A 20,981-nucleotide genomic window follows, 5' to 3' on the forward strand; every position below is an offset into this window, starting at 1 on the left:
CGAGGCGACGGTGAGGGACGGAGGCTCGGTGGCCGAGCAACCGGTTCGCTACGAGGTCGTCGACAGCGTGGCCTGGCTGACGATCAACCGGCCCGAGGCGCGCAACGCGCTGAACAACGCTGTGCGCACGGGGCTTTTCGACGCGGTACGCCGCTTCAATGACGACGACGCGGCGAAGGTGCTCGTCCTCACCGGCGTGGGCGATAAGGCGTTCTGCGCCGGCGGGGACTTGAAGGAGATGGCGCAGAACGCGCTCAAGGTGCCCCCGAAGGACTTCGCTCCGCAGTTCGGCCGCAACATCGATGTCGCGAAGCCGACGATCGCGGCCGTCAACGGTGTCGCGTTCGCCGGGGGCTTCCTGCTCGCGCAGCAGTGCGACCTGGTCGTGGCTGCCGAACACGCGACCTTCGCCGTCAGCGAGGTCAAAGTCGGCCGCGGGTCGCCGTGGGCGGCACCGCTATCGTGGCTGGTGCCCCCACGCGTTGCCATGCAGATCCTGCTGACCGGCGACCCGATCACCGCCGAGCGCGCCCACCAGGTCGGCTTAGTCAATGAGGTGGTGCCGGCCGATCAGTTGCGCGAGCGTACCCGGCAGTTGGCGCTCAGCATCGCCGCGAACGCACCGCTATCGGTGCTTGCGTCCAAGCGCACCGTGTACCTCTCGGCACAGCACCACCTCGCCGCCGCCTACGACCTGGCCGACGAGATATGGGAGCCGGTCTATCTGAGCGACGACGCGCAGGAAGGCCCGACGGCGTTCCGCGAGAAGCGCGCACCACAGTGGAAGGGACGCTGACATGGCGGTGACCATGCAGTCGGTAATCGCCGACATCGAAGCCGAAACGGCCGCGTTGCGCGAACTCATCGCACCGCTGCCCGAAGGTCCGCGCGGCTGGGACGCGCCGACTCCGGCCGTGGGCTGGGCGATCCGCGACCAGATCAGCCATCTGGCGTTCTTCGACGACGTGGCGGTGCGCTCGGCCACCGACCCCGACGGTTTCAGCAGCGACTACCTGCCGATGATGGCCGACGGAAGCATCTCACCCGACGTCATCGCTGAGCGCTACCGTCAAATGCCGGCTGCCGACCTGCTCGCGTGGTTCGACACGTCGCGTGCAGCCCTCGTTGCGGCGTTCGCGGACATTGCCCCGGCGACCCGCCTGCCGTGGTTCGGGCCGACGATGAGCGCGGTCTCGTCGCTGACAGCGCGACTCATGGAGACCTGGGCGCACGGCCAGGACATCGTCGACGCGCTCGGCGCGACCCGCGAGGCCACGGCACGGCTGCGGCACGTGGCCCACATCGGGGTGGGTGCGCGCGCTTTCAGCTACCTGGCCAACGGTCTGGACCTCCCCGCGGACCCGGTACGCGTCGAGCTGACCGCTCCGGACGGCAGCGTCTGGACGTGGGGGCCAGCCGACGCCGCCAACCGCGTGAGCGGGCCGGCGCTGGACTTTTGCCTGTTGGTGACCCAACGCCGCCACCGCGACGACACCGCTTTGGTCGCCGACGGACCGCTGGCCGACCAGTGGCTCGCGATCGCCCAGGCCTTCGCGGGGCCCCCTGGCGGCGGGCGCGTGGCGGGCCAGTTCGCAGGGGGTCAGCGGTGAGCGTCCCGGTCCGCATCGGCAACTGCTCCGGCTTTTACGGCGACCGCATCGCCGCAGCCCGCGAGATGGTCGAGGGCGGACCGATCGACGTCCTGTGCGGTGACTATCTGGCCGAGCTGACCATGCTCATCCTGGCCAAGGCCCAGGCCAAAGACCCGTCCGGCGGGTACGCGCGGACTTTCCTCACCCAAATGGAACAGGTGCTGGGCACCTGTCTCGATCGTGGCATCAAGGTCGTCGCGAACGCGGGCGGGCTGAATCCCGCCGGCTTGGCCGCCGCGTTGCGCGAGCTGTCCGCACGTCTCGGCCTCACCGCGCGCGTCGCGCACGTCGAGGGCGACGACCTACGTGGCGACCTCCACGCAATCACGCCGCCCGTCGGCGACATCAAACCGGTGTCGGCCAACGCCTACCTCGGCGCCTGGGGCATCACCGAGGCGCTGCATTCGGGCGCCGACGTCGTCGTGACCGGCCGGGTCACCGACGCATCCCTCGTGGTCGGTCCCGCGGCCTGGTGGCACGCCTGGGCACGCGCCGACTGGGATCGGCTCGCGGGTGCGGTCGTCGCCGGGCACGTGATCGAGTGCGGCCCTCAGGCGACGGGCGGCAACTACGCGTTCCTCGACGAGATCACCGACCGCCGCTACCCGGGGTTTCCGATCGCCGAGGTCGCCGAGGACGGCTCTTCGGTGATCACGAAGCATCCCGGCACCGGGGGACTGGTCTCAGTCGGCACGGTCACCGCCCAGCTGCTCTACGAGATCGCTGAACCTGCCTACCTCGGCCCCGACGTCGTCGCCCACTTCGACACCATTCGCCTGGCTCAACAGGGTGAGCACCGTGTCGCGATCAGCGGTACGAAAGGCAGTCCGCCGCCGGACACGTTGAAGGTGGCGCTGAACGAGGTGGGCGGCTTCCGCAACACGATGACCATGGTGCTCACCGGCCTCGACATCGAGGCCAAGGCGGCCTTCGCCGAACAGCAGCTCTTCGACGTTCTCGGCGGACGCGACGCCTTCGACGAAGTCGACGTGCGACTGTTGCGTTTCGACGTCTCCGATGCGCCGACGAACGAGCAAGCCTGCGCGCACCTGCGTGTGACGGTGAAGGACGCCGACCCGCGAAAGGTGGGCCGAGCCTTCTCCGGCGGGGTCATGGAGATCGCCCTGGCTGGTTTCGCCGGCTTCCACACCACCACGCCACCGTCCTCGGAGACCGCGTTCGGCGTCTACCGGCCGGCCTACGTTCCGCGCTCGGCCCTCACGCACGTGCTCGTCGACGCCGACGGCAATCGGCACGTGATCCCTGACCCGCCGACCGGTGCGGTCCCGCCGGCTGGGATCGCCCCGCCCGCGAAGCTGCCGGCGCCATCCGGGCCGACGCGGCTCGCGCCGCTCGGGTCGGTACTCGGTGCGCGGTCCGGAGATAAGGGCGGCAACGCCAACCTCGGACTGTGGGCACGCGACGACCCCGGTTACGCGTGGGCGCGCGAGTACCTGAGCGTCGAGCGGCTGCGCACACTGCTCGGGCCGGAGACGGCGCACCTGCGCATCGAGCGCTTCGAACTGCCGAACCTGCGCGCGCTCAACGTGGTGGTGCACGGCTTGCTCGGTGACGGGGTGGCCTCCTCGACCCGGCCGGACGCGCAGGCCAAGGGGCTCGGGGAGTACGTGCGATCCCGAGTGGTGGACGTTCCCGAATCGCTGCTCGACACACACTAAATCCGGTGCGGGGCGCCGTCTACCTGCTGTGTAACCGCGCGGCTGAACAGCGCCGCAACGGCCGCGGCGGCCAGCATCGCCTCAATCGTCGCGTCGTCCAGCGACGCCGGCATGTACGCGGACGCGTTGAGCAATGACAGCACGGCGGCGACCAGGCCCTGTGCGCGCTCACGGTCCAGATCGCCCCGTGCTCGTACGAGCGCGTCGACCCAGAAGGACTCGTACCTGTGCTGTCGGCGTCGCAGGGCACGGGTCGCCAGCGGCGACAGCGAGCGGTGCTCGCGGGCGTAGACGGCCAACAGGCCGCGTCGTCGCGCGCCGAAGGCCGCGTGTAGGTCGACAAGGGCGTGCAGGACCTCCGTCGGTGTGCCGGCGTTGGTGGCGCGCCGGGCGCCGGCCAGCAGCTCAGTCATGGCGGCGTCGCATAACTCGCGCAGGATCGCGTCCTTGTTCTGAAAGTGCCGGTAGACGGCCGGCCCGCTCACCCCTGCTGCGGCACCGATGTCGTCGATGCCCACGGCGTGAAAGCCTTGCCGCGCGAACAGGTCGGCGGCGGCCTCGAGGAGCAGTTTGCGGCGCAAACCGGCCACTTTCAGGCCTCCTGTCGATTTGTGGTTACGTTGTTCGCCGTCCGATCCGCTGGGCCGGGCTGGGATCCTACCGGCGCTGGGGTTGCCTGCGTCGGCACCCGCCGCACCAAATCAAGGGAGGTGAACGAAACCGCTAGCCCCCGCCGATGCTGTCGCATCCTCTTCTCAGTTCATGATTTAGGGGCCCTGCTTCGAACCCGCGATGTGCAGCGGCACGACTCAGCGCAAAACGACTCCGCCCTCGATGCCCGTGAACTGCGCGCGCAGCTCGGTCTTGAGCAGCTTGCCGGTGGCATTGCGCGGCAGTTCGGCGACGAAGTGCACGTCACGCGGACACTTGAAGTGTGCCAGCCGCTCCCGGCACCACGCTACGATCTCCTCGGCGCTCGGCGCCTGTGTCGCCGGGTCGGCGACCACGACCGCGACGACGCGTTCGCCCCACTTCGCGTCCTTACCGCCGATCACGGCGGCGTCGAACACCGCCGGGTGGCGGAAGAGAACCTGCTCGACCTCGATCGGGTAGACGTTCTCGCCGCCGGAGATGATCATGTCCTTCTTGCGGTCGACGAGGGTGATGAAGCCCTCGGCGTCCATGCGCCCGAGGTCGCCCGTGTGGAACCAGCCCCCGCGTAACGCCTCGGCGCTCGCCTCGGCCTTCATCCAGTAGCCGGTGAACACATTCGGGCCGCGCACGATCAGTTCGCCCACGGTGTCGGTCGCGACGTCGCGGTCGTCGTCGTCGACGATGCGGGCGTCGACATGCATTGCGACGCGGCCGATCGACCCGGCCCGCGTGCTGACGTTCTCGGCGTCGAGGACGGTCACCAAGGGAGCGGTCTCGGTCATGCCGAAGCCCTCGGTGAAGGGCACGCCTCGCTCGCGCATGAAGTCGATGACCGTGAGGGGGACGGGCGACCCGCCGCCCATGGCGAAACGCAGCGCAGACAGGTTGAAGGAGTCGAAGTCGGGCACCTGTGTGAGTGCGGTCCACATGGCCGGCACCATGAACTGGACCGTGACGTGGTGGTCGGCCATCGCCTGTAACGTCGCTCGCGGCTCGAAGGACGGCATGATCACGCTGGTGCCGCCGACGTACAACAGCGGCAGGGTGTGTACTCCCAGCCCGCCGATGTGGAACATCGGCGCCACCGCGACGGTGACGTCCTCGCCCCGCAGGCCGATGTCGGTGCCGAGGACGTTGATCGCGTTCCATAGCAGGTTGTCGTGGGTGAGGATCGCGCCCTTGGGTCGGCCCGTCGTCCCCGACGTGTACATGATGAACGCGGGGTCGCGGCCGTCGACGTCACCGTTGAGCGGTTCGGGCGCGGCGCCCGAGACGACGTCTTCGTAGCCGAGCTCGCCCGGCGCCGGCACCCCACCGGCGCGCACGACATGGCGCACGCGGACTCCGGACTCGGTGACGGCGCTCCTGGCCTGCGCGGCGAACGGCTCGTGGAAGACCAGAACATCGGCGCCTGAGTCGGCCAGGATGTAGCCGATCTCGGGTCCGGCAAGGCGCACGTTGAGCGGAACTGCAAGTGCGCCGATTTTGGCGCAGCCCAGCAGCACCTCGATGAACTCGGTCGAATTGACCAGCAGCATCGCGACCCGATCGCCCTTGCGCACGCCGAGGGCGATGAGTGCGGCGGCGACCTGGTTGGTGCGCCGATCGAGGTCGGCGTAGGTGATGTGCGCGCCGTTGCTGATCAACGCGGTGCGCCCGCCGTTGAGGAAGGCGCGCCGGCTCACCCACTGACCGATGCCGAGTTGCATTCGATTCCCTTTCATTCCGCGGCGACTCAGTAGGACGCGGGCAGTTTCAGGCTGTGCTGCGCCACGAAGTTGAGGATCATTTCGCGGCTGATCGGCGCGGTGCGCATGAGCCGGGCCGGACCCCACAACGTGGCGAGGCCGTACTCGGTGGCCATGCCGTTGCCGCCGTGGGTTTGAATCGCCTGGTCGAGCGCCAGGATGCCCGCCTCGGCTGCGGCATATTTCGCCATGTTCGACGCCTCACCCGACCCCGGATCGCCGGCGTCGTGCAGGGAGGCGGCACGCTGAGTCATCAACCGGGCCAGCTCAACCTGGATCTTGGCGTGGGCGAGCGGGTGCGATACGCCTTGGTGCGAGCCGATCGGCGTTCCCCACACGTGGCGGTTGCGGGCGTAATCGGCGGCTTTATCCAGCGCGTAGCGACCGATGCCGTTGCCGAGCGCCGCCCCCATGATTCGCTCCGGGTTCAGGCCCATGAAGACCTGGCGCAGGCCCTCGTTCTCCGCGCCGATAAGGTTGGCGGCCGGCACGCGGACGTCATCGAAGAATAGAGTGAACTGCTTCTCTGGAGTGACCGCCTGCACCGGGATGAGTGACTTGGTGAGCCCGGGGACATCGGTGGGCACGACGAGCAAGCTGAGTAGTCCGCGACCACTGTCGTTGGTAGACGTTCGGGTGACGACCAGGATCGCTTCGGCTTCGTCGACACCAGAAATGTAGTACTTGGTGCCGTTGATGACCCAGTCGTCGCCGTCGCGTTTCGCGGTCGTGGAGATGTTGTGCGAGTTCGAGCCCGCGTCCGGCTCGGTGATCGCGAATGCCATGATCGTCTCGCCGCTGGCGATGCCCGGCAGCCACTGCTGCTTGAGTTCCTCACTGCCGAATGCCTGGATGATCGTGCCGCAGATGGTCGGCGAGACGACGGTCATCAGCAGCGGGCAGCCCGCCGCGGCGAGCTCCTCACCGACGATCTGCATGTCGTAGATGCCGCCGCCGCCGCCGCCGTACTGCTCGGAAAGGTTCACCCCGAGGAAGCCCTGTTTGCCCACGGCCTGCCACAGCTCGGTGCTCTTCCCGCCGGCCAGCGACTTTTCCAGGTAGTACTCGTGTCCGAAGTCCTTGGCGATCTCGGCGACCGCCTTGCGCAGGTCCTGACGTTCCTCTGTCTCGTGCAATTCCATGACACTCCTCACATCGGTATCGACGCGCCACCGATCGGGAGCGCGCCGGCTTCATTAGAGCTCCGTGGCGTCCGACGCCACTTCACCGCCGTCCACCGCCTCGACCACGGCGAGGACGTCACCGCTCGAGACCTGATGGCCGACCTGGACCGGCAGGGCGCTCAGCACCCCGTCGATCGGGCTCGCGACGGTGTGCTCCATCTTCATCGCCTCCAGGACGACGAGCGTTTGACCGGCTGACACCGTCTCGCCCTCGGCGACCGGTAGTCGGATCACCGAGCCCGGCATCGGCGCGGTGAGCGACCCGGGCGGGTTCAGAGTGCTCGGGTCGACGAAGCGTGGCGCCAGCCGCAGGGCGGAGTAGCCGGCGACCGAGTCGAGGTGGGCAACATCGCCGTCGAGGACGACATCATAAGTGCGGCGCACCCCGTCGACGCGCAGCACCACCCGCTCGCTACTGCCCTCGACAACCTCGACGTCGGCCAACGGCTCGTCGTCGACCTGCAGGCAGGTCCCTGTCGAACCTAACGTGTACCCGACGCGCACTTCGCGCCCGCCCTGGGTCTGCCAGGTTGTGGTCTGCGGCTGCGAAGGGTTGTTGCGCCAGCCGGCGGGCAACGTGGCCTGCAGAGTTGCGACGGCACGCCGCGCGGCCACCCCGGCCACGGTCGCCGCGACGGCGTGCAGGCGCTCGGACTGCGTGTCTGGGAGGGCAGCGCCGAGTTGGGCGACGTCGTGTCGGTCAAGGAACCCAGTGTCGGTGCCCCGCCCGGCGAACTCGTCATGGCGCAGGACGCGAACAAGCAGGTTGCGATTGGTGGTCACGCCGTGAATACGGGCGCCGGCCAGCGCCGCCGAGAGGCTGGCAAGTGCCTCGTCGCGCGTTGGTGCCCACGCGATGACCTTGGCCAGCAGCGAATCGTAGTAATGACTGATGACCGAACCGGCACGAAAACCCGAGTCAACCCGCACGCCGGCAAGCGCCGGGACATCCAAGGTGCGCAGGGTGCCGGTACAGGGCCGGTAGTCATCGGCCGGATCCTCGGCGCACAGCCGGGCCTCGACCGCGTGACCGCGAATTCGCGGGTTGTGCATCTCCTCAGGCAGCGGGCGGCCCATGGCTACGAGCAGCTGGGCACGCACCAGGTCGAGGCCGGTGATCAGCTCGGTAACCGGGTGCTCGACCTGCAGCCGGGTGTTCATCTCTAGGAAGGCGAAGGAGTCGGCTTTGCCATCCTGAGCGGCGTCGTAGACGAACTCGACCGTCCCGGCGCCTACGTAGCCGACGGCGCGCGCGGCGGCGATGGCGGCCTCGCTCATCCGAGCGCGCAACGCGTCGTCGACGACCGGTGACGGCGCCTCCTCGATCACCTTCTGGTGTCGACGCTGCACGGAGCACTCGCGCTCGAACAGAGAGACGACGTTTCCGTGCGTGTCGGCCATGATCTGGATCTCGACGTGGCGTGGGCGCTGGACGTAACGCTCGAGGAAGACGGTGCCGTCGGCGAACGCGGCGGCGGCCTCACGCGAAGCGGAGGTGACCGCTTCGTCGAGCTCGTCCGGCGACGCGACAATGCGCATGCCTCGGCCACCGCCGCCGGCGCTGGCCTTGACCAGCACGGGGTAGCCGACGTCGGCGGCCAGCTTCGCCAGCTGCTCGGCCGATAGCCCCGTCGTGTCGCCACCGGGCAGCACAGGCACCCCCGCGTCGGACATCGTCTTCTTGGCCTGCAGCTTCGAGCCCATCGCGTCGATCGCCCCGGGCGGCGGACCGATGAAGACGAGGTCGGCGGCGGCACAGGCGCGCGCGAACCCGGCGTTTTCCGAAAGGAAGCCGTAGCCGGGGTGTACTGCGTCCGCGCCGGTGAGCGAGGCAGCGGCGATGATCCGGTGGATGTCGAGGTAGGTCTCGGCGGCAGACGAGCCGGGAAGGTGCACGGCCTCGTCGGCGTCGGCGACGTGCCACGCGTCGGCGTCGGCGTCGGAATAGACCGCGACGGTGGCGATCCCGAGATCGCGGCAAGTGCGGAACACCCGCCGCGCGATCTCGCCACGGTTGGCGACCAGGACCTTGCGGATCTTGGGCATCGCCATCACATCCGGAACACGCCGTAGCCACGCTGGCCACGGACCTCGCCGTTGTGGATCACCGACAGGCAGAACCCGAGAACGGTCCGCGTATCGCGGGGATCGATGATCCCGTCGTCGTAAAGTCGGCCGCTGTTGGCCAGTGCGACGGATTCGCGCTCGATCTGTTCCTCGACGGCGGCGCGCATCTGGGCGTCGGCCTGCTCGTCGAAGGGCAGCCCGCGGTCGGCGGCGGACTCGCGCGCCACGATGGACAGCACTCCGGCCAGTTGCGCCGGACCCATCACGGCCGACTTCGAGTTAGGCCAAGCGAATAGGAAACGCGGTGAGTACGATCGCCCGCACATGCCGTAGTTCCCGGCACCGTAGGACGCACCCATGGTGATGGTCACGTGGGGGACCGTGCTGTTTGATACGGCGTTGATCATCTTGGCGCCGTCCTTGATGATGCCGCCCTGTTCGTACTCGGCACCGACCATGAAACCGGTGGTGTTCTGCAGGAAGATGAGGGGGGTGTCGATCTGATTTGCCAGTTGGATGAACTGCGAACCTTTCTCGGCCTCCTCACTGAACAGGATGCCCCGTGCGTTTGCGAGGATGCCGACCGGGAAGCCGTGGATCGAGGCCCAGCCGGTGACGAGTGACGTGCCGTAGAGAGGTTTGAACTCGTCGAAGGCCGAGCCGTCGACCACTCGGGCGATGACGTCGCGGGGGTCGAAGGGCACCTTCGGATCGACCGACGCGATGCCGAGCAGCTGATCGGGGTCGTGCACCGGTGGGTGCGGCGGCGTGGTGGGTCCGGGGCCGTTCTTCCGCCAGTTGAGCCGCGCCATGATGCGACGGCCGATGCGGATCGCATCCTGCTCGTCCTCGGCCATGTAATCGGCCAGCCCCGAGGTGCGGGCGTGCATGTCGGCGCCGCCGAGCGACTCGTCATCGGAGACCTCGCCCGTGGCCATCTTGACCAGCGGCGGACCGCCGAGGAACACCTTGGAACGGTTGCGCACCATCACGACGTAGTCGCACATGCCCGGGACGTACGCACCTCCCGCGGTCGAGTTGCCGAAGACCAGGGCCAGTGTCGGCAGCCCCGCTGCGCTGTGCTGGGTCAAGTCGTGGAACAGCTGTCCGCCGGGCACGAAGATCTCTGCCTGTGTGGGCAGGTCGGCGCCGCCAGATTCGACGATGTTGATGATGGGCAGTCGGTTCTCCCGCGCGATGGCCATGCCGCGGAACACCTTGCGGAAGGTATAAGGGTTCGATGCGCCGCCGCGGACGGTGGGGTCGTGGGCGATGATCATCGACTCGATGCCCTCGACCACGCCGATGCCTACCACCACGCTACCGCCGACGGGGAACTTACTGCCCCAGGCGGCGAAGGGGCATAGTTCGAGGAACGCCGTGTCGGGGTCGAGCATCAGCTCGATGCGCTCGCGGACAAGCAGCTTGCCCCGCTTACGGTGGCGCGCAACGTATTTCGCGCCGCCGCCGCCGTTGACCAGCGCCAGTTGCTCCGCGATGGTGTCGAGTTGCGCGCTCAGTCCTTCGCGGTTCTTGAGATAGCCGGGCGCGGTGTCGTCGACCCGATCGGGCAGGACCTGTACCAAAGTTTTCCTTCCGGGCGAGCATCGACGTCGATCTACTAGGCGCTGATGTTAGCCGCAATTAACATCAGGTGACAACGGCGCAGGCGGGCGTCGGATTTGTTCCGCGCCGTGGTTCCGTCGAATGGCGAGGATCGAAGCGGTGCGTTCGCTGCAGATCGAGCGATCGAAGGAATTGACTGGGGAGGGACGGCACACAGGGCCCGTGCGAGGTCGTATCGAGTTCCTCGTCCGGCGCGCGTGGAGTCTACGGTTCGCGATCTCGGGTGAACACCCGCAGCGATTGTCAGTGTCGCGCCATGCCCTTCAGCCAACCGAGTAGTGCATAACGCCGGTCGGCCAGAATCTATCGGGTCTCCTCGGCTTTGGCCAGCGGCGGAGCGGCCTGATCAGGCGCCTGTCCGAGGGTATACAGGCCGAGAATGCCGAGAAAACCCGCACAGTGCTCGATGAGCATTTCAGTCGAGAGGTTCAGTTGTCCATCTATCCAGCGACGGAGTATCTCGAACAGGCCCCCGACACCGTAGGTAGCGGCGAGATCTGCGACTTGGAGCACATCGCTGGGTATATCGAGGTGCAAGCGGGCCTCTCTGAGCACCAGCTCCGCAAAATCGGTCATCAGATCGCTTCGCAGCTGCCGAAGGAGGGGTTCTGCGCCCGACTCGACAAACAGTATGCGGGCCATGCGGGGATCGTTCTCGATCACCTGAACCAGGGCCTTGATCGGAGCGTAAGCCAGTTCTTGAGGAGCAACCGTGTCGTCCGGAATGGCGCTGGTTATCACCGCTTGGAAGGTAGTGGAGATCTTGGCAAATACCGCACGCAAGAGCGCGTCTCGATCGCGAAACTGTTGGTAGAAGTACCGGCTCGTCACTCCTGATTTCGCACACACGGCGGTCACGGTGCACGCGGTAGCTCCGTGGGTGCCCATGATTGAGACCGCGGCATCAATCAACATCACGCGACGCTGTGCATCGCGTTGAGTTGCGGACAGCCCGCCATAGACACGTGCTGGACTCATGTCCTACAGTCTGGCAGTCTTATCTGACAAGGCATAAAGTCAGATCCAAACTTCGAGGAAGGACCTCAAATGTCGGACGATCAAGCCCCGACCCCGACCCGGGTGCTGCCAAAACCCAGGCGCGTTCGGTTTCCGATGCCGACCTCCACGAAGCGGCAACATTTTGTCGATGGCGACCTGGTGATGAGCCATTTCATCTCGGTGCTTTCTGCGACGTTCCCGGAAGGCGAGGATTTCTTCATCCGCTCGGTCAGGAACTTCCAGAGTTCCATCGACGATCCCCAACTAGAGACAGCGGTCAAGGGTTTCATCGGACAAGAGGCCACACATCGACACCAGCATCGTCTCCTAAACGAGCGACTCCAGGTCATGGGTTATCCGACCGCGCGAATCGACCGTCATGTCGGACGCTTGATCAAGCGATTGGAACGGCGCTTTTCGCCGGAAATGCGGCTGTCCATGACCTCCGCGTTGGAGCACTACACCGCTACGCTGGCAGAAATCATTCTTACCAGCGAAGACGCCCAGAAGCTCATCGGCCAGACAGAGGTTCGACCGATTCTGCTGTGGCATGCCTTCGAGGAGTCGGAGCACAAAGCGGTTGCCTTTGATGTCTATCGGCTGGTGGGAGCAACCGAGCGCACCCGTGTACGGGGCATGCGGATCGCTTCAGTAATTCTGTTCGGCGAGCTCATTCTGCAGACTGCCTTGTCTATGGCCGCTGATAGAGCCTCATATAACCCGGTCACCCTGGTGCGCAGTCTGTACCGCTTTAGTCGCACCCCGATGTTCACCGCCGATGCGCTGCGGCGTTTCCGTTCCTACAATCGCCCGGGTTTCCATCCTGATGATTGGGACAGCGCCGCGGTCCTGGAGCATTGGAGCAAAGAACTGTTCGACCAAGACGGTTCACAGCGAGTTATCGCTTCGTCGGGATAGCAAAGATGCGGAAGTGCGGCGACGCAGGAGCACCGTTCCTGCGTCGCTCCTTCCGAACAGGGTGCGACGCGTCGGTGACTCACGGATTCGGTGCTCGGTGGCCGGTGAAGGTGGCGGTCGGACCCGCAAATGCGGTTCGCAGCGATCGCCACGGGGCTGGCTGGCCTGTTGTGAGCCTCGATCAGTCGCTGATGACATAGCGTTGAGCCAGGGTTTCAGCAAGTCTGCTGGTGTGCGCGACCACTTCTTTCTCGGTCACCGCAAGCAAACCGGAGTGCCAGGCGGTGATGACTTCGACGAATCCCCCGACAGCGATCAGGGTGTCCATGCGAAGGGCTATCTCGTCGGCATCTTGTCGGAGGTGTGGCCGGCTTGCCTCAACGACCAACTGCGTTGCTTCCTGTAGCGCCACGGCGCGGCGGTCTTGTAGCGGTGAGCTACCGACATGCTGAGCGAGGAGGATGCGTGCCCGGCCGGGATCGCGTGCGATCCGGTCGACCACGATGGTGATCGCCGCGGTGATGGTTTCGATCGGCGGCCGATTCGCACGCTCGTTGAAGAGCGCGGCGACCTCGCCGAGCATGTCATTGCGGACGCCATCCCACGCAGCAACGAGCAGCTCATCGCGCGTCTTGAAGCCCTCGTAGAAGTATCGATCGTTCAGCCCTGTGCGGGCGCATACGCCGCGCATAGTGACCGCGGCCCAACCGCTCTCACTCCAAATCTCGGTTGCGGCCTCGATCAATTGCTGCCGTCGCTCGGCACGACGCTCGGCCCCGGTCCGACCACCCCAGCGCTTGTTTCTCGACCGCACCTCTCCATCTTGACAAGGTGCTCGTTCCACCACCAAACTGGTGGCATGCGACACCAATGGTGGCTGGTGCCCCCAGATGAGAGTTTCCCCACAGCAGACGTCCATGTCGCGACCCGAAAGGCAGACGGATGAGATTGCTGCCCTTCGGCGGCGCACCAGGCAGAACGCACCGCGCCGATGCAGTCGTCACGGGCGCAGGAAGCGGTATCGGCCGCGCATTCGCCGTGGAGCTTGCGCGCCGAGGTGGACGCGTGGTGTGCGCCGACAAAGATCCCGTCACTGCAAAAGAGTCGGCAGAGTTGGTGAGGCAGGCTGGCGGCGAGGGCTTCGACATCGAATGCGATGTCACCGATCTTGAGCAGGTCCGCAACCTCGCTGATGTGAGCGAAGACTGGTTCGAGAAGGCTGCGAGCCTCGTCATCAACAACGCCGGAATCGGTGCGGGCGGCAACCGCATCGGCGCGACGTCGATCGAGGACTGGAACGCGGCGATTTCTGTCAACCTCTGGGGCGTTATCTACGGCTGCGAGACTTTTGTGCCTCGGCTCCGCAGCAATGGGCATGGCGGAGTCATCAATGTGGCGTCGGCAGCGAGCTTTGGCTCGGCCCCTCGGATGGCGGCTTACAACGTGAGCAAGGCCGGGGTGCTCGCTCTGTCGGAGACATTGGCGGCCGAACTGAGCGGTACTGACATCAACGTCACAGTGCTTTGCCCCACCTTCGTGAAGACGAACATCGTCAACAATCCTCAAATCGACGAGGCGGCTGCAAGACTCGCGGCCAACCTGATGAAATGGACCGGCATTTCGCCACAGCACGTTGCTCGAACGACGTTGAACGCGCACGATCGCGGACAAATTTATGTAGTACCCCAACTCGATGCCAAAGTCTTGTGGCAACTCAAGAGAGCCCTACCCGGCCCCTTTACTCGCACGCTGGGCCTCGTGGAGCGCATGGCCTCATGGAACGATTCAGCCGAGTAGAGGAGCAGGGAAAATGGCTTTCGCATACAGTGACATGCTCGAGACAATCAAAAACAAGCAATGGGCTCTTGCCGATATCGATTGGAACGCCCCTGGCGCGGAACTGATCACCGATGAACAGCGTCCCAAACTCAAGCAATTCATGTCCGACGTGGTGTGGATTGAGCATGTTGGAGCACGTGCCTTCGCCGCGATGGCTCCAAAGGCGCCATTCGAAGCGCTCGGAGACATTTACCGTTACTTTCACGCCGAGGAGCAGCGTCACGCCAATGCCGAACTTGCCTTGATGCGTCGCTGGGGCATGCTCGAGGAAGGCGAGAAACCGGTCCCGAACAAGAATATTCGGCTGGTCATCGAATGGCTGGACCGTTATGCGGAAGCCCTGCCCCTGACCGTCATCGGGGCCGCGATTCCGGCACTGGAGACTGCGCTCGATGGAGCGCTGCTGAAGTTTCTCCTCGATGAGGTTGACGACCCTGTGTGCGGGGAGGTGTTCAACAAGGTCAACAGCGACGAATCAAGGCATCTCGCGGTTGGCTTCCAGGTCTTGAATGACCTGGGCGCCAGCCCGATGCGAATCCACGCCATTCAAACTGCGGGTGCTCTTGTCGACCCGCGCATTCTCACCGGCGCGTTGCTGTATATCCCGCTCCTGACGCGCATGTTGATGAATCTCAACGCTATGGGTCTGTCCGAGGAGAAGTTATACAACGCAGTGACGCGGTATGCCAATGTCGGCGATCGCAGTGAGCATACGCGGAGGGTGCCCGGCTATCACATCTTGAAGGCGCACATGTCGTCGTCCATCAAGCGGTCCCAGCCTCTGCACTTCGTGTCTCAGCGCCTTGGCAATGCGATCGATGTTTTCCCTGTTCAGATTTTCGGTCGGCCGCCATCCTGGACGGACGAACTGACCTACGAACCGGTTGCCAAATGACAGGCACCACGACGACGTTGATCGTCGGCGCCGGGTTCGCAGGTATCGGTGCGGCGATCAGACTGCTTCAAGAGGGCACGGATGACTTCGTCATCCTGGAACGGTCAGATCGCGTCGGAGGCACCTGGCGAGACAATACTTATCCCGGTGCGGCCTGCGATATTCCCTCGCTTCTCTACTCCTACTCGTTCGAGCCGAATCCGGGCTGGACTCGTACCTACTCGGGGAGCGCTGAGATCCTCGAATATATCGACGATATGGTCGACAAGTACGATCTTGCCCGGTTCATCCAGTTTGATACCGACGTGACTGCCTTGGAATTCGATGAGAGTGCCGGCATCTGGATGGCCGACACGGCAGATGGAAAGCGGTATCACACCCGGTCAGTTGTGATGGCCAGTGGACCACTTGCCAACGCCAGCTTTCCCGATATTCGGGGTATTGACTCGTACGGTGGAAAAAAGATCCACAGCGCTCGATGGGACCATGGCTACGATCTCGGCGGTAAGAGGGTTGCAGTCATCGGGACAGGCGCGAGCGCGGTTCAGATCATTCCCGAGCTCGTAAAGTCGGCTGCCTCGGTCAAAGTCTTCCAGAGAACGCCCGGCTGGGTGTTGCCCAGGGTGAACTTCAGGCATCCGGCCTGGGCGCGTTCGACCTTCACACACCTGCCGGTGAGCGAACAAGCGCTCCGCGACGCGTGGTTTTGGGCCCACGAAGTGATGGCAGTGGGTATGGTCTGGAACACCGCCGCGACGTCCGCGATACAGCTGGCGGCCAAGGCTCATCTCCGTCGGCAGGTGAAAGACTCCTGGTTGAGACGTCAGTTGACGCCCCATTTCAGGCCTGGATGCAAGCGCATGCTCATGACCAGTGATTATTACCCTGCGCTACAGGCGGATAACTGCAAGCTGATCAGCTGGCCGATCGCCACATTGTCACCCAACGGTGTTCGGACCGCCGACGGTGTCGAGCACGAAGTGGACTGTATCGTATTTGCCACTGGCTTCGATGTGGCCAAACGTGGCACCCCGTTCCCGATTAGCGGCCTCGGCGGTCGGAAGCTCGGCGATGAATGGTCTCAGGGGACATTTGCCTTCAAGAGCGTGAGCGTGGCCGGGTATCCGAACTTATTCTTCACTTTCGGACCGAATTCCGGGCCAGGCCACAACTCGGCGCTCGTATATATGGAGGCTGCAATTGACTATATAGTCAAGGCGATCAAGCTCCTTCAGCAAAATGACATCGGCACTTTGGATGTGAGGGAGGATCGTCAGGACCGCTATCACTCCGAAATTCAGCGCCGCCTTCGACGAACGACTTGGAATTCGGGGTGCAGCAGTTGGTATTTGACCGAGGACGGCTACAACGGCACGATGTACCCAGGTTTCGCGACCCAGTTTATGAGAGAACTATCCCGCTTGGATCCTCATGATTACGTGATAACCCGGCGCGACGATACACACGTCGAGCTGACGCAATCACTCTGAATACAAGTTTGCAGGGCTGACCGTCAGAACGGTGAAATACAGGAATGGATCGCAAGTCCGACCGTAATTACGAGATAATTATCATAGGAGCTGGATTTTCCGGCATCGGGTCTGGCATTAGCTTGATGAAGGCGGGATTTACCGACTTCTTGATGGTTGATGACGCCGATGGCGTAGGTGGTACGTGGCACTGGAACACCTACCCGGGTATCGCTGTCGATATACCGTCGTTCAGTTATCAATTCTCATACGAAATGCGGCCCTCTTGGTCGCGCACGTACGCCCACGGCAATGAGCTCAAAGCCTATGCCGAGCGATGTGTTGAAAAGTATCGGCTCTGGGACCATATTCGTTTCAACACAACCATTACCGAGGCTTGTTTCGACGAGAACGCAACACGGTGGCATTTGACCAGTGCCAATGGTGAGGAGTTCACGGCACGCTTCGTGATAAATTGCTCCGGCGTTCTCAGTCGGCCAAAGTGGCCTGAAATCAAGGGGGTGCGAGATTTCGCCGGCGTTACGCTCCACACGGCTAGATGGGACAATGCCAAAGATCTCAGCGGGAAGAGGGTTGCAGTAATCGGTACCGGTGCATCGGCGGTGCAACTGATACCCGAAGTCGCAAAGAAAGCAGAGAGTCTGACGGTATTTCAGCGAACTCCAATTTATTGTCTGCCGAAGCCAGACTTCCCCATACCGACGTGGGGTGGAAGGCTTCTACATTTCCTGCCGGGGGCACAATTGGCGACCCGGACCGCCAGCCAGGCGTTCGTGGAAATCACTTTCCCAATCGCCGCTCACTTTCATACGGTGATACCGTTCGCCGATGTCATGGAGAGCGCCGCAAAGCGGTACATGCGGCGTGAGGTCCATGACCCGACGACGAGAGAACAACTCATTCCGCGCTACTCGTTGGGCTGTAAACGACCCAGCTTCCACAATTCCTATCTCGCAACGTACAACCGGTCCAACGTTTCGCTCGAGACGAGCGGCATAACCCATATCGACCATGCATCCGTCCATACTCGAGACGGCAAAGCTCATCCCATTGACGTCTTGATCCTGGCCACCGGCTTCAAAGTGATGGAGTCGGGCAACATGCCAACTTACGTATTGAAGGGACGCGGCGGGCTGGAGCAGGCTACATGGTGGGACGAGCATCGACTGCAGGCCTTCGAAGGGGTGAGCGTCCCGGGATTTCCGAATCATTTCAACATCTTCGGCCCGTACGGCTACAACGGTTCCTCGTACTTCACGCTCATCGAGGCGCAGAGTCGGCACATCGTCCGGTGTCTTCGTCGCGCGCGGGCGCTGGGTGCTAACTGCGTGGAGGTCAAGAAGGAGGCGAACGACCGTTATTTCGCCGAAGTGCTAAGGCGGCGTCACAGACAGGTTTTCTGGCAGCCGAGCTGTTCCAATGCCAACAGCTACTACTTCGACAGGCACGGTGACGTTCCACTCCGTCCATCAACGACTCTGGAGACCTATTGGCGGAGCCGCACCTTTCGCCTCTCGGACTACCGATTCGAGAATCGGCCCGAAGAGGTGTGTCCCCGGTGACCAGAATGGATGCCCCTGACTGGCAGCCCAGTCTTGCCAGTCATCTCGTCGCGATGTCCTCGCGAACCACGCTGCGGCCACTGGCGCAGCTGATGCCATCAAACGCCTACGGACTTGCGGTGATGGATCGCGTGCTTCGAACAGCGCTCGTAGCCTCACGGCCTCGGCGCGGCGTCACAGTGCGCAAGGTTGACACTGTATTCGCCGGAGGCCCGGTTCGTGGGGACTGGATCACCACGCCTGCCATTAATCCGCATGCCAACCCTTTGCTGTACATCCACGGCGGCGCCTATTCTATGTGCTCGCCGGAGACGCACCGCGGTCTTCTTGGTGAACTCGCCTCGGCGAGCGGGCGCCCCATCTTCGCAGTGAAGTATCGTCTTGCCCCGCGGTATCCCTATCCCGCAGCCGCGGACGATGCGCTGAATGCGTATCGCTGGCTTACCAGCGGAGGGTCCCCGGGTTCTTGTCAGCGCACCGTCGCGGTTGCCGGCGATTCAGCGGGCGGTCAGCTCACGATGGCCACGGCCTTGGGCGCACGTGCAGTTGGATTGCCGCTCCCTGATGCGATGCTGCTGATGTCTCCCGTCCTGGATCTCAGGTGCGAACTTGCCAGAGCGCGTGAAATTCGCCGCCGGGATCCTTTTGCCTCCGCTCAATCAGCGGCGCGCGCTCTTGACCTCTACGTAGGTGGCGCAGATCGCGGAGATCCGCGCCTCAGCGTGCTTGACGCGGACCTCACCTCGATGCCGCCGATCCTCATTCAGGTGGGCGGGAGAGAAATGTTGATCGATGACTCGCGCCGTCTCGCCGAGCGACTTCAATCAGCTGGATCCCACGTCGAGATCCAGGTATACCGGGGACAGATCCATGTATTCCAGGCTATGTTCCGGATTCTTCCCGAAGCCCGAGACGCGATTCATCGAGCGGGACGCTTCCTTGAAGCCTCGGAAGTCAGGTGAAAGTGTCCGAACAGGCAATGCTCCTACACCTACACCACCTCGACCGCCGCAGCGTGAAGTCAGTCGTCTCTGCCTCATGAGCAGCAACTTCGCGACGGCCTGTCGCGCATACGATCCGTCGATCGTGATCATCGGGGCCGGCTTCGCCGGGGTTGCGATGGCCCACCGGCTGAAGAAGGACGGGTTCACGAACTTCACGATCCTGGAAAAGGCTGCAGACATCGGGGGTGTTTGGCGTGACAACACCTATCCGGGAGCGGCCTGCGACGTGCCGTCAGCGTTGTACTCACTCTCGTACAAGCCCAATCCTCGTTGGTCACGGCGATATGCCGAGCAACCCGAGATACTCAAGTACCTCCAACAACTCGTGGAGAGTGGCGGACTGGCCGCGCATCTGCGTACCCAGACCGAAGTTGTCGCAATGACCTTCGATGACCAGCTAGGGCGTTGGACCCTGGTTACGAACTCGAACGAGACAATAACCTGCGATGTCGTCGTCTCGGCCGTGGGTCAGCTCTCCTTGCCCCACGTACCCGTTATTGCCGACGCAGACACCTTCCAGGGGCCGCGCTTTCATTCGGCGCGTTGGGACCGATCGGTTTCGCTTCGCGGCAAGCAAGTAGCCGTCATCGGCACAGGAGCTAGTGCCATCCAATTCGTGCCACACATCGCCCAGGAGGCGGAGCATGTCACGCTATATCAGCGCACGGCTCCGTGGATCTTGCCGAAGTGGGACAGCAGGTATGGAGTCCTTCACGACAGGGTGAGCGAGTTATTGCCGATGGCGCTGCGCCTCGAGCGTTTCGCGGTATGGCTAATTTTCGAGTTGCTCGCTGTGACGCTAGTCGACGCGAAGCCCCTCTCACGCGTCCTCGGTGCGATCGCGCGCCGCCACCTACATCGGCAGGTTGCTAGCCCATCTTTGCGCGAGCAATTGATGCCTTCGGACGCGCCAGGGTGCAAGCGAGTGCTGTTCTCGAATGATTACTATCCAGCAATCGCGAGTGATCGCGTGTCGTTGGTGCCGAAGGCTATCGCAGAGCTCTGCGACAACGGTGTCAAGACCGTGGATGGAGAGTTTCGTCCTGCAGATGTCGTGATCTACGGAACCGGGTTTCGCGCCACCGATTTTCTCGCCCCGATGTCCGTGCGCGGCTCTCGCGGAGTCTCCTTGGCCGAGGTGTGGAAGACCCAGGCGTACGCATATCTGGGCATCACTGTCCCCATGTTCCCGAACCTGTTCCTGCTTTATGGTCCCAACACGAATGTGGGCTCGGGGTCGATCCTCTACATGATCGAGTCACAAGTCCGTCACATCGCAACGCTCATCAAAGCCGTGGCTGCTCATCCGGGTCATGCGATCGATGTCAGGACGGAGAGCGCGCAACGCTACAACACGCGCTTGAGAAGGCGACTACGGAGGTCGGTGTGGGCGCTGTGTGCGAGCTGGTATCGAACCTCGAGCGGGGAAATCCCGACGAACTGGCCGGGGCCTACCTTGGTTTATCGACTCCTTACCCGGAAGCCGCACAGCGGCGATTACGTCTTGAGAAACGTCGGGCGTCTAAAGGTCTGAGACCCTGCAGAACCGAGCCTGGCCGACTAAGGGCACGAGACGCGCACTTAACCGCTAGGCCAATAATGTCTAGATATTGACATCAATGGCATCTTTGTAAAGACTGGTGGACGCCGTCAAAGCGGCCCAG

The 20,981-nt window shown here is 63.8% G+C and carries 17 protein-coding genes; 10 read left to right on the top strand and 7 right to left on the bottom strand.

All coding sequences use genetic code 11. The features are described 5' to 3' along the window. Window positions 1-28 precede the first annotated feature (28 nt). The 3 genes from HBA99_RS10255 to HBA99_RS10265 are packed head-to-tail and all read left to right on the top strand — an operon-like array spanning window position 29 to window position 3,331. On the top strand, window positions 29-796 hold the full coding sequence (locus tag HBA99_RS10255; protein WP_011560591.1) for an enoyl-CoA hydratase/isomerase family protein: 768 nt from the start codon (window positions 29-31) through the stop codon (window positions 794-796). 1 nt (window position 797) lies between these two features. Next, entirely contained in the window at window positions 798-1,610 is an 813-nt protein-coding gene (locus tag HBA99_RS10260) for a TIGR03084 family metal-binding protein (RefSeq protein WP_011560590.1), read from the top strand. After that, window positions 1,607-3,331, top strand: a complete 1,725-nt coding sequence (locus tag HBA99_RS10265) for an acyclic terpene utilization AtuA family protein (protein ID WP_011560589.1) — start codon at window positions 1,607-1,609, stop codon at window positions 3,329-3,331. Before HBA99_RS10260 ends, HBA99_RS10265 begins: the two co-directional genes overlap by 4 nt. On the opposite strand, the gene HBA99_RS10270 is transcribed toward HBA99_RS10265, so the two are convergent. From HBA99_RS10270 to HBA99_RS10295, 6 genes are all read right to left on the bottom strand, one after another. After that, entirely contained in the window at window positions 3,328-3,921 is a 594-nt protein-coding gene (locus HBA99_RS10270) for a TetR/AcrR family transcriptional regulator (RefSeq protein WP_011560588.1), read from the bottom strand. The genes HBA99_RS10265 and HBA99_RS10270 overlap by 4 nt on opposite strands. A gap of 219 nt (window positions 3,922-4,140) precedes the next feature. Continuing rightward, the gene (locus HBA99_RS10275; protein WP_011560587.1) at window positions 4,141-5,694 is read right to left on the bottom strand and encodes an acyl-CoA synthetase; all 1,554 of its coding nucleotides are present in this window, start codon (window positions 5,692-5,694) and stop codon (window positions 4,141-4,143) included. A gap of 26 nt (window positions 5,695-5,720) precedes the next feature. Next, on the bottom strand, window positions 5,721-6,875 hold the full coding sequence (locus tag HBA99_RS10280) for an acyl-CoA dehydrogenase family protein (RefSeq protein WP_011560586.1): 1,155 nt from the start codon (window positions 6,873-6,875) through the stop codon (window positions 5,721-5,723). 54 nt (window positions 6,876-6,929) lie between these two features. Next, window positions 6,930-8,963 (bottom strand): ATP-binding protein, encoded by a 2,034-nt coding sequence (locus HBA99_RS10285; RefSeq protein WP_005116476.1) that lies wholly within the window; start codon window positions 8,961-8,963, stop codon window positions 6,930-6,932. 5 nt (window positions 8,964-8,968) lie between these two features. Continuing rightward, a complete protein-coding gene (locus tag HBA99_RS10290; protein WP_011560585.1) occupies window positions 8,969-10,570 on the bottom strand; it encodes an acyl-CoA carboxylase subunit beta in 1,602 nt (533 codons plus the stop codon). Window positions 10,571-10,913: 343 nt separating this feature from the next. Further along, window positions 10,914-11,588 carry a TetR/AcrR family transcriptional regulator gene (locus HBA99_RS10295; protein ID WP_011560584.1) on the bottom strand — a complete coding sequence of 225 codons (675 nt, stop codon included), beginning with the start codon at window positions 11,586-11,588 and terminating at the stop codon, window positions 10,914-10,916. A 69-nt stretch (window positions 11,589-11,657) separates the two neighbouring features. On the opposite strand from HBA99_RS10295, the gene HBA99_RS10300 reads away from it, so the two are divergent. Continuing rightward, window positions 11,658-12,527, top strand: a complete 870-nt coding sequence (locus HBA99_RS10300; protein ID WP_011560583.1) for a metal-dependent hydrolase — start codon at window positions 11,658-11,660, stop codon at window positions 12,525-12,527. A 181-nt stretch (window positions 12,528-12,708) separates the two neighbouring features. Here HBA99_RS10300 and HBA99_RS10305 read toward each other — a convergent pair whose 3' ends face one another. Next, window positions 12,709-13,341: a TetR/AcrR family transcriptional regulator gene (locus HBA99_RS10305; RefSeq protein ID WP_005086596.1), complete on the bottom strand. Its 633-nt coding sequence runs from the start codon at window positions 13,339-13,341 to the stop codon at window positions 12,709-12,711. Window positions 13,342-13,469: 128 nt separating this feature from the next. Here HBA99_RS10305 and HBA99_RS10310 point away from each other — a divergent pair, with 128 nt between their 5' ends. The 6 genes from HBA99_RS10310 (at window position 13,470) to HBA99_RS10335 (ending at window position 20,851) form a co-directional block, all read left to right on the top strand. Further along, window positions 13,470-14,324, top strand: a complete 855-nt coding sequence (locus HBA99_RS10310; RefSeq protein ID WP_011560581.1) for an SDR family NAD(P)-dependent oxidoreductase — start codon at window positions 13,470-13,472, stop codon at window positions 14,322-14,324. Window positions 14,325-14,337: 13 nt separating this feature from the next. Beyond that, window positions 14,338-15,261 (top strand): hypothetical protein, encoded by a 924-nt coding sequence (locus HBA99_RS10315; RefSeq protein WP_005086594.1) that lies wholly within the window; start codon window positions 14,338-14,340, stop codon window positions 15,259-15,261. Next, a complete protein-coding gene (locus tag HBA99_RS10320) occupies window positions 15,258-16,751 on the top strand; it encodes a flavin-containing monooxygenase (protein WP_011560580.1) in 1,494 nt (497 codons plus the stop codon). Before HBA99_RS10315 ends, HBA99_RS10320 begins: the two co-directional genes overlap by 4 nt. 44 nt (window positions 16,752-16,795) lie before the next feature. Next, window positions 16,796-18,313 carry a flavin-containing monooxygenase gene (locus HBA99_RS10325; protein ID WP_011560579.1) on the top strand — a complete coding sequence of 506 codons (1,518 nt, stop codon included), beginning with the start codon at window positions 16,796-16,798 and terminating at the stop codon, window positions 18,311-18,313. A gap of 5 nt (window positions 18,314-18,318) precedes the next feature. Beyond that, window positions 18,319-19,275 (top strand): alpha/beta hydrolase, encoded by a 957-nt coding sequence (locus HBA99_RS10330; protein WP_011560578.1) that lies wholly within the window; start codon window positions 18,319-18,321, stop codon window positions 19,273-19,275. Window positions 19,276-19,351: 76 nt separating this feature from the next. Then, on the top strand, window positions 19,352-20,851 hold the full coding sequence (locus HBA99_RS10335; RefSeq protein WP_017205328.1) for a flavin-containing monooxygenase: 1,500 nt from the start codon (window positions 19,352-19,354) through the stop codon (window positions 20,849-20,851). Window positions 20,852-20,981 lie beyond the last annotated feature (130 nt).

This window comes from Mycobacteroides chelonae (assembly GCF_016767715.1).
GTDB classification, from domain to species: Bacteria; Actinomycetota; Actinomycetes; order Mycobacteriales; family Mycobacteriaceae; genus Mycobacterium; species Mycobacterium gwanakae.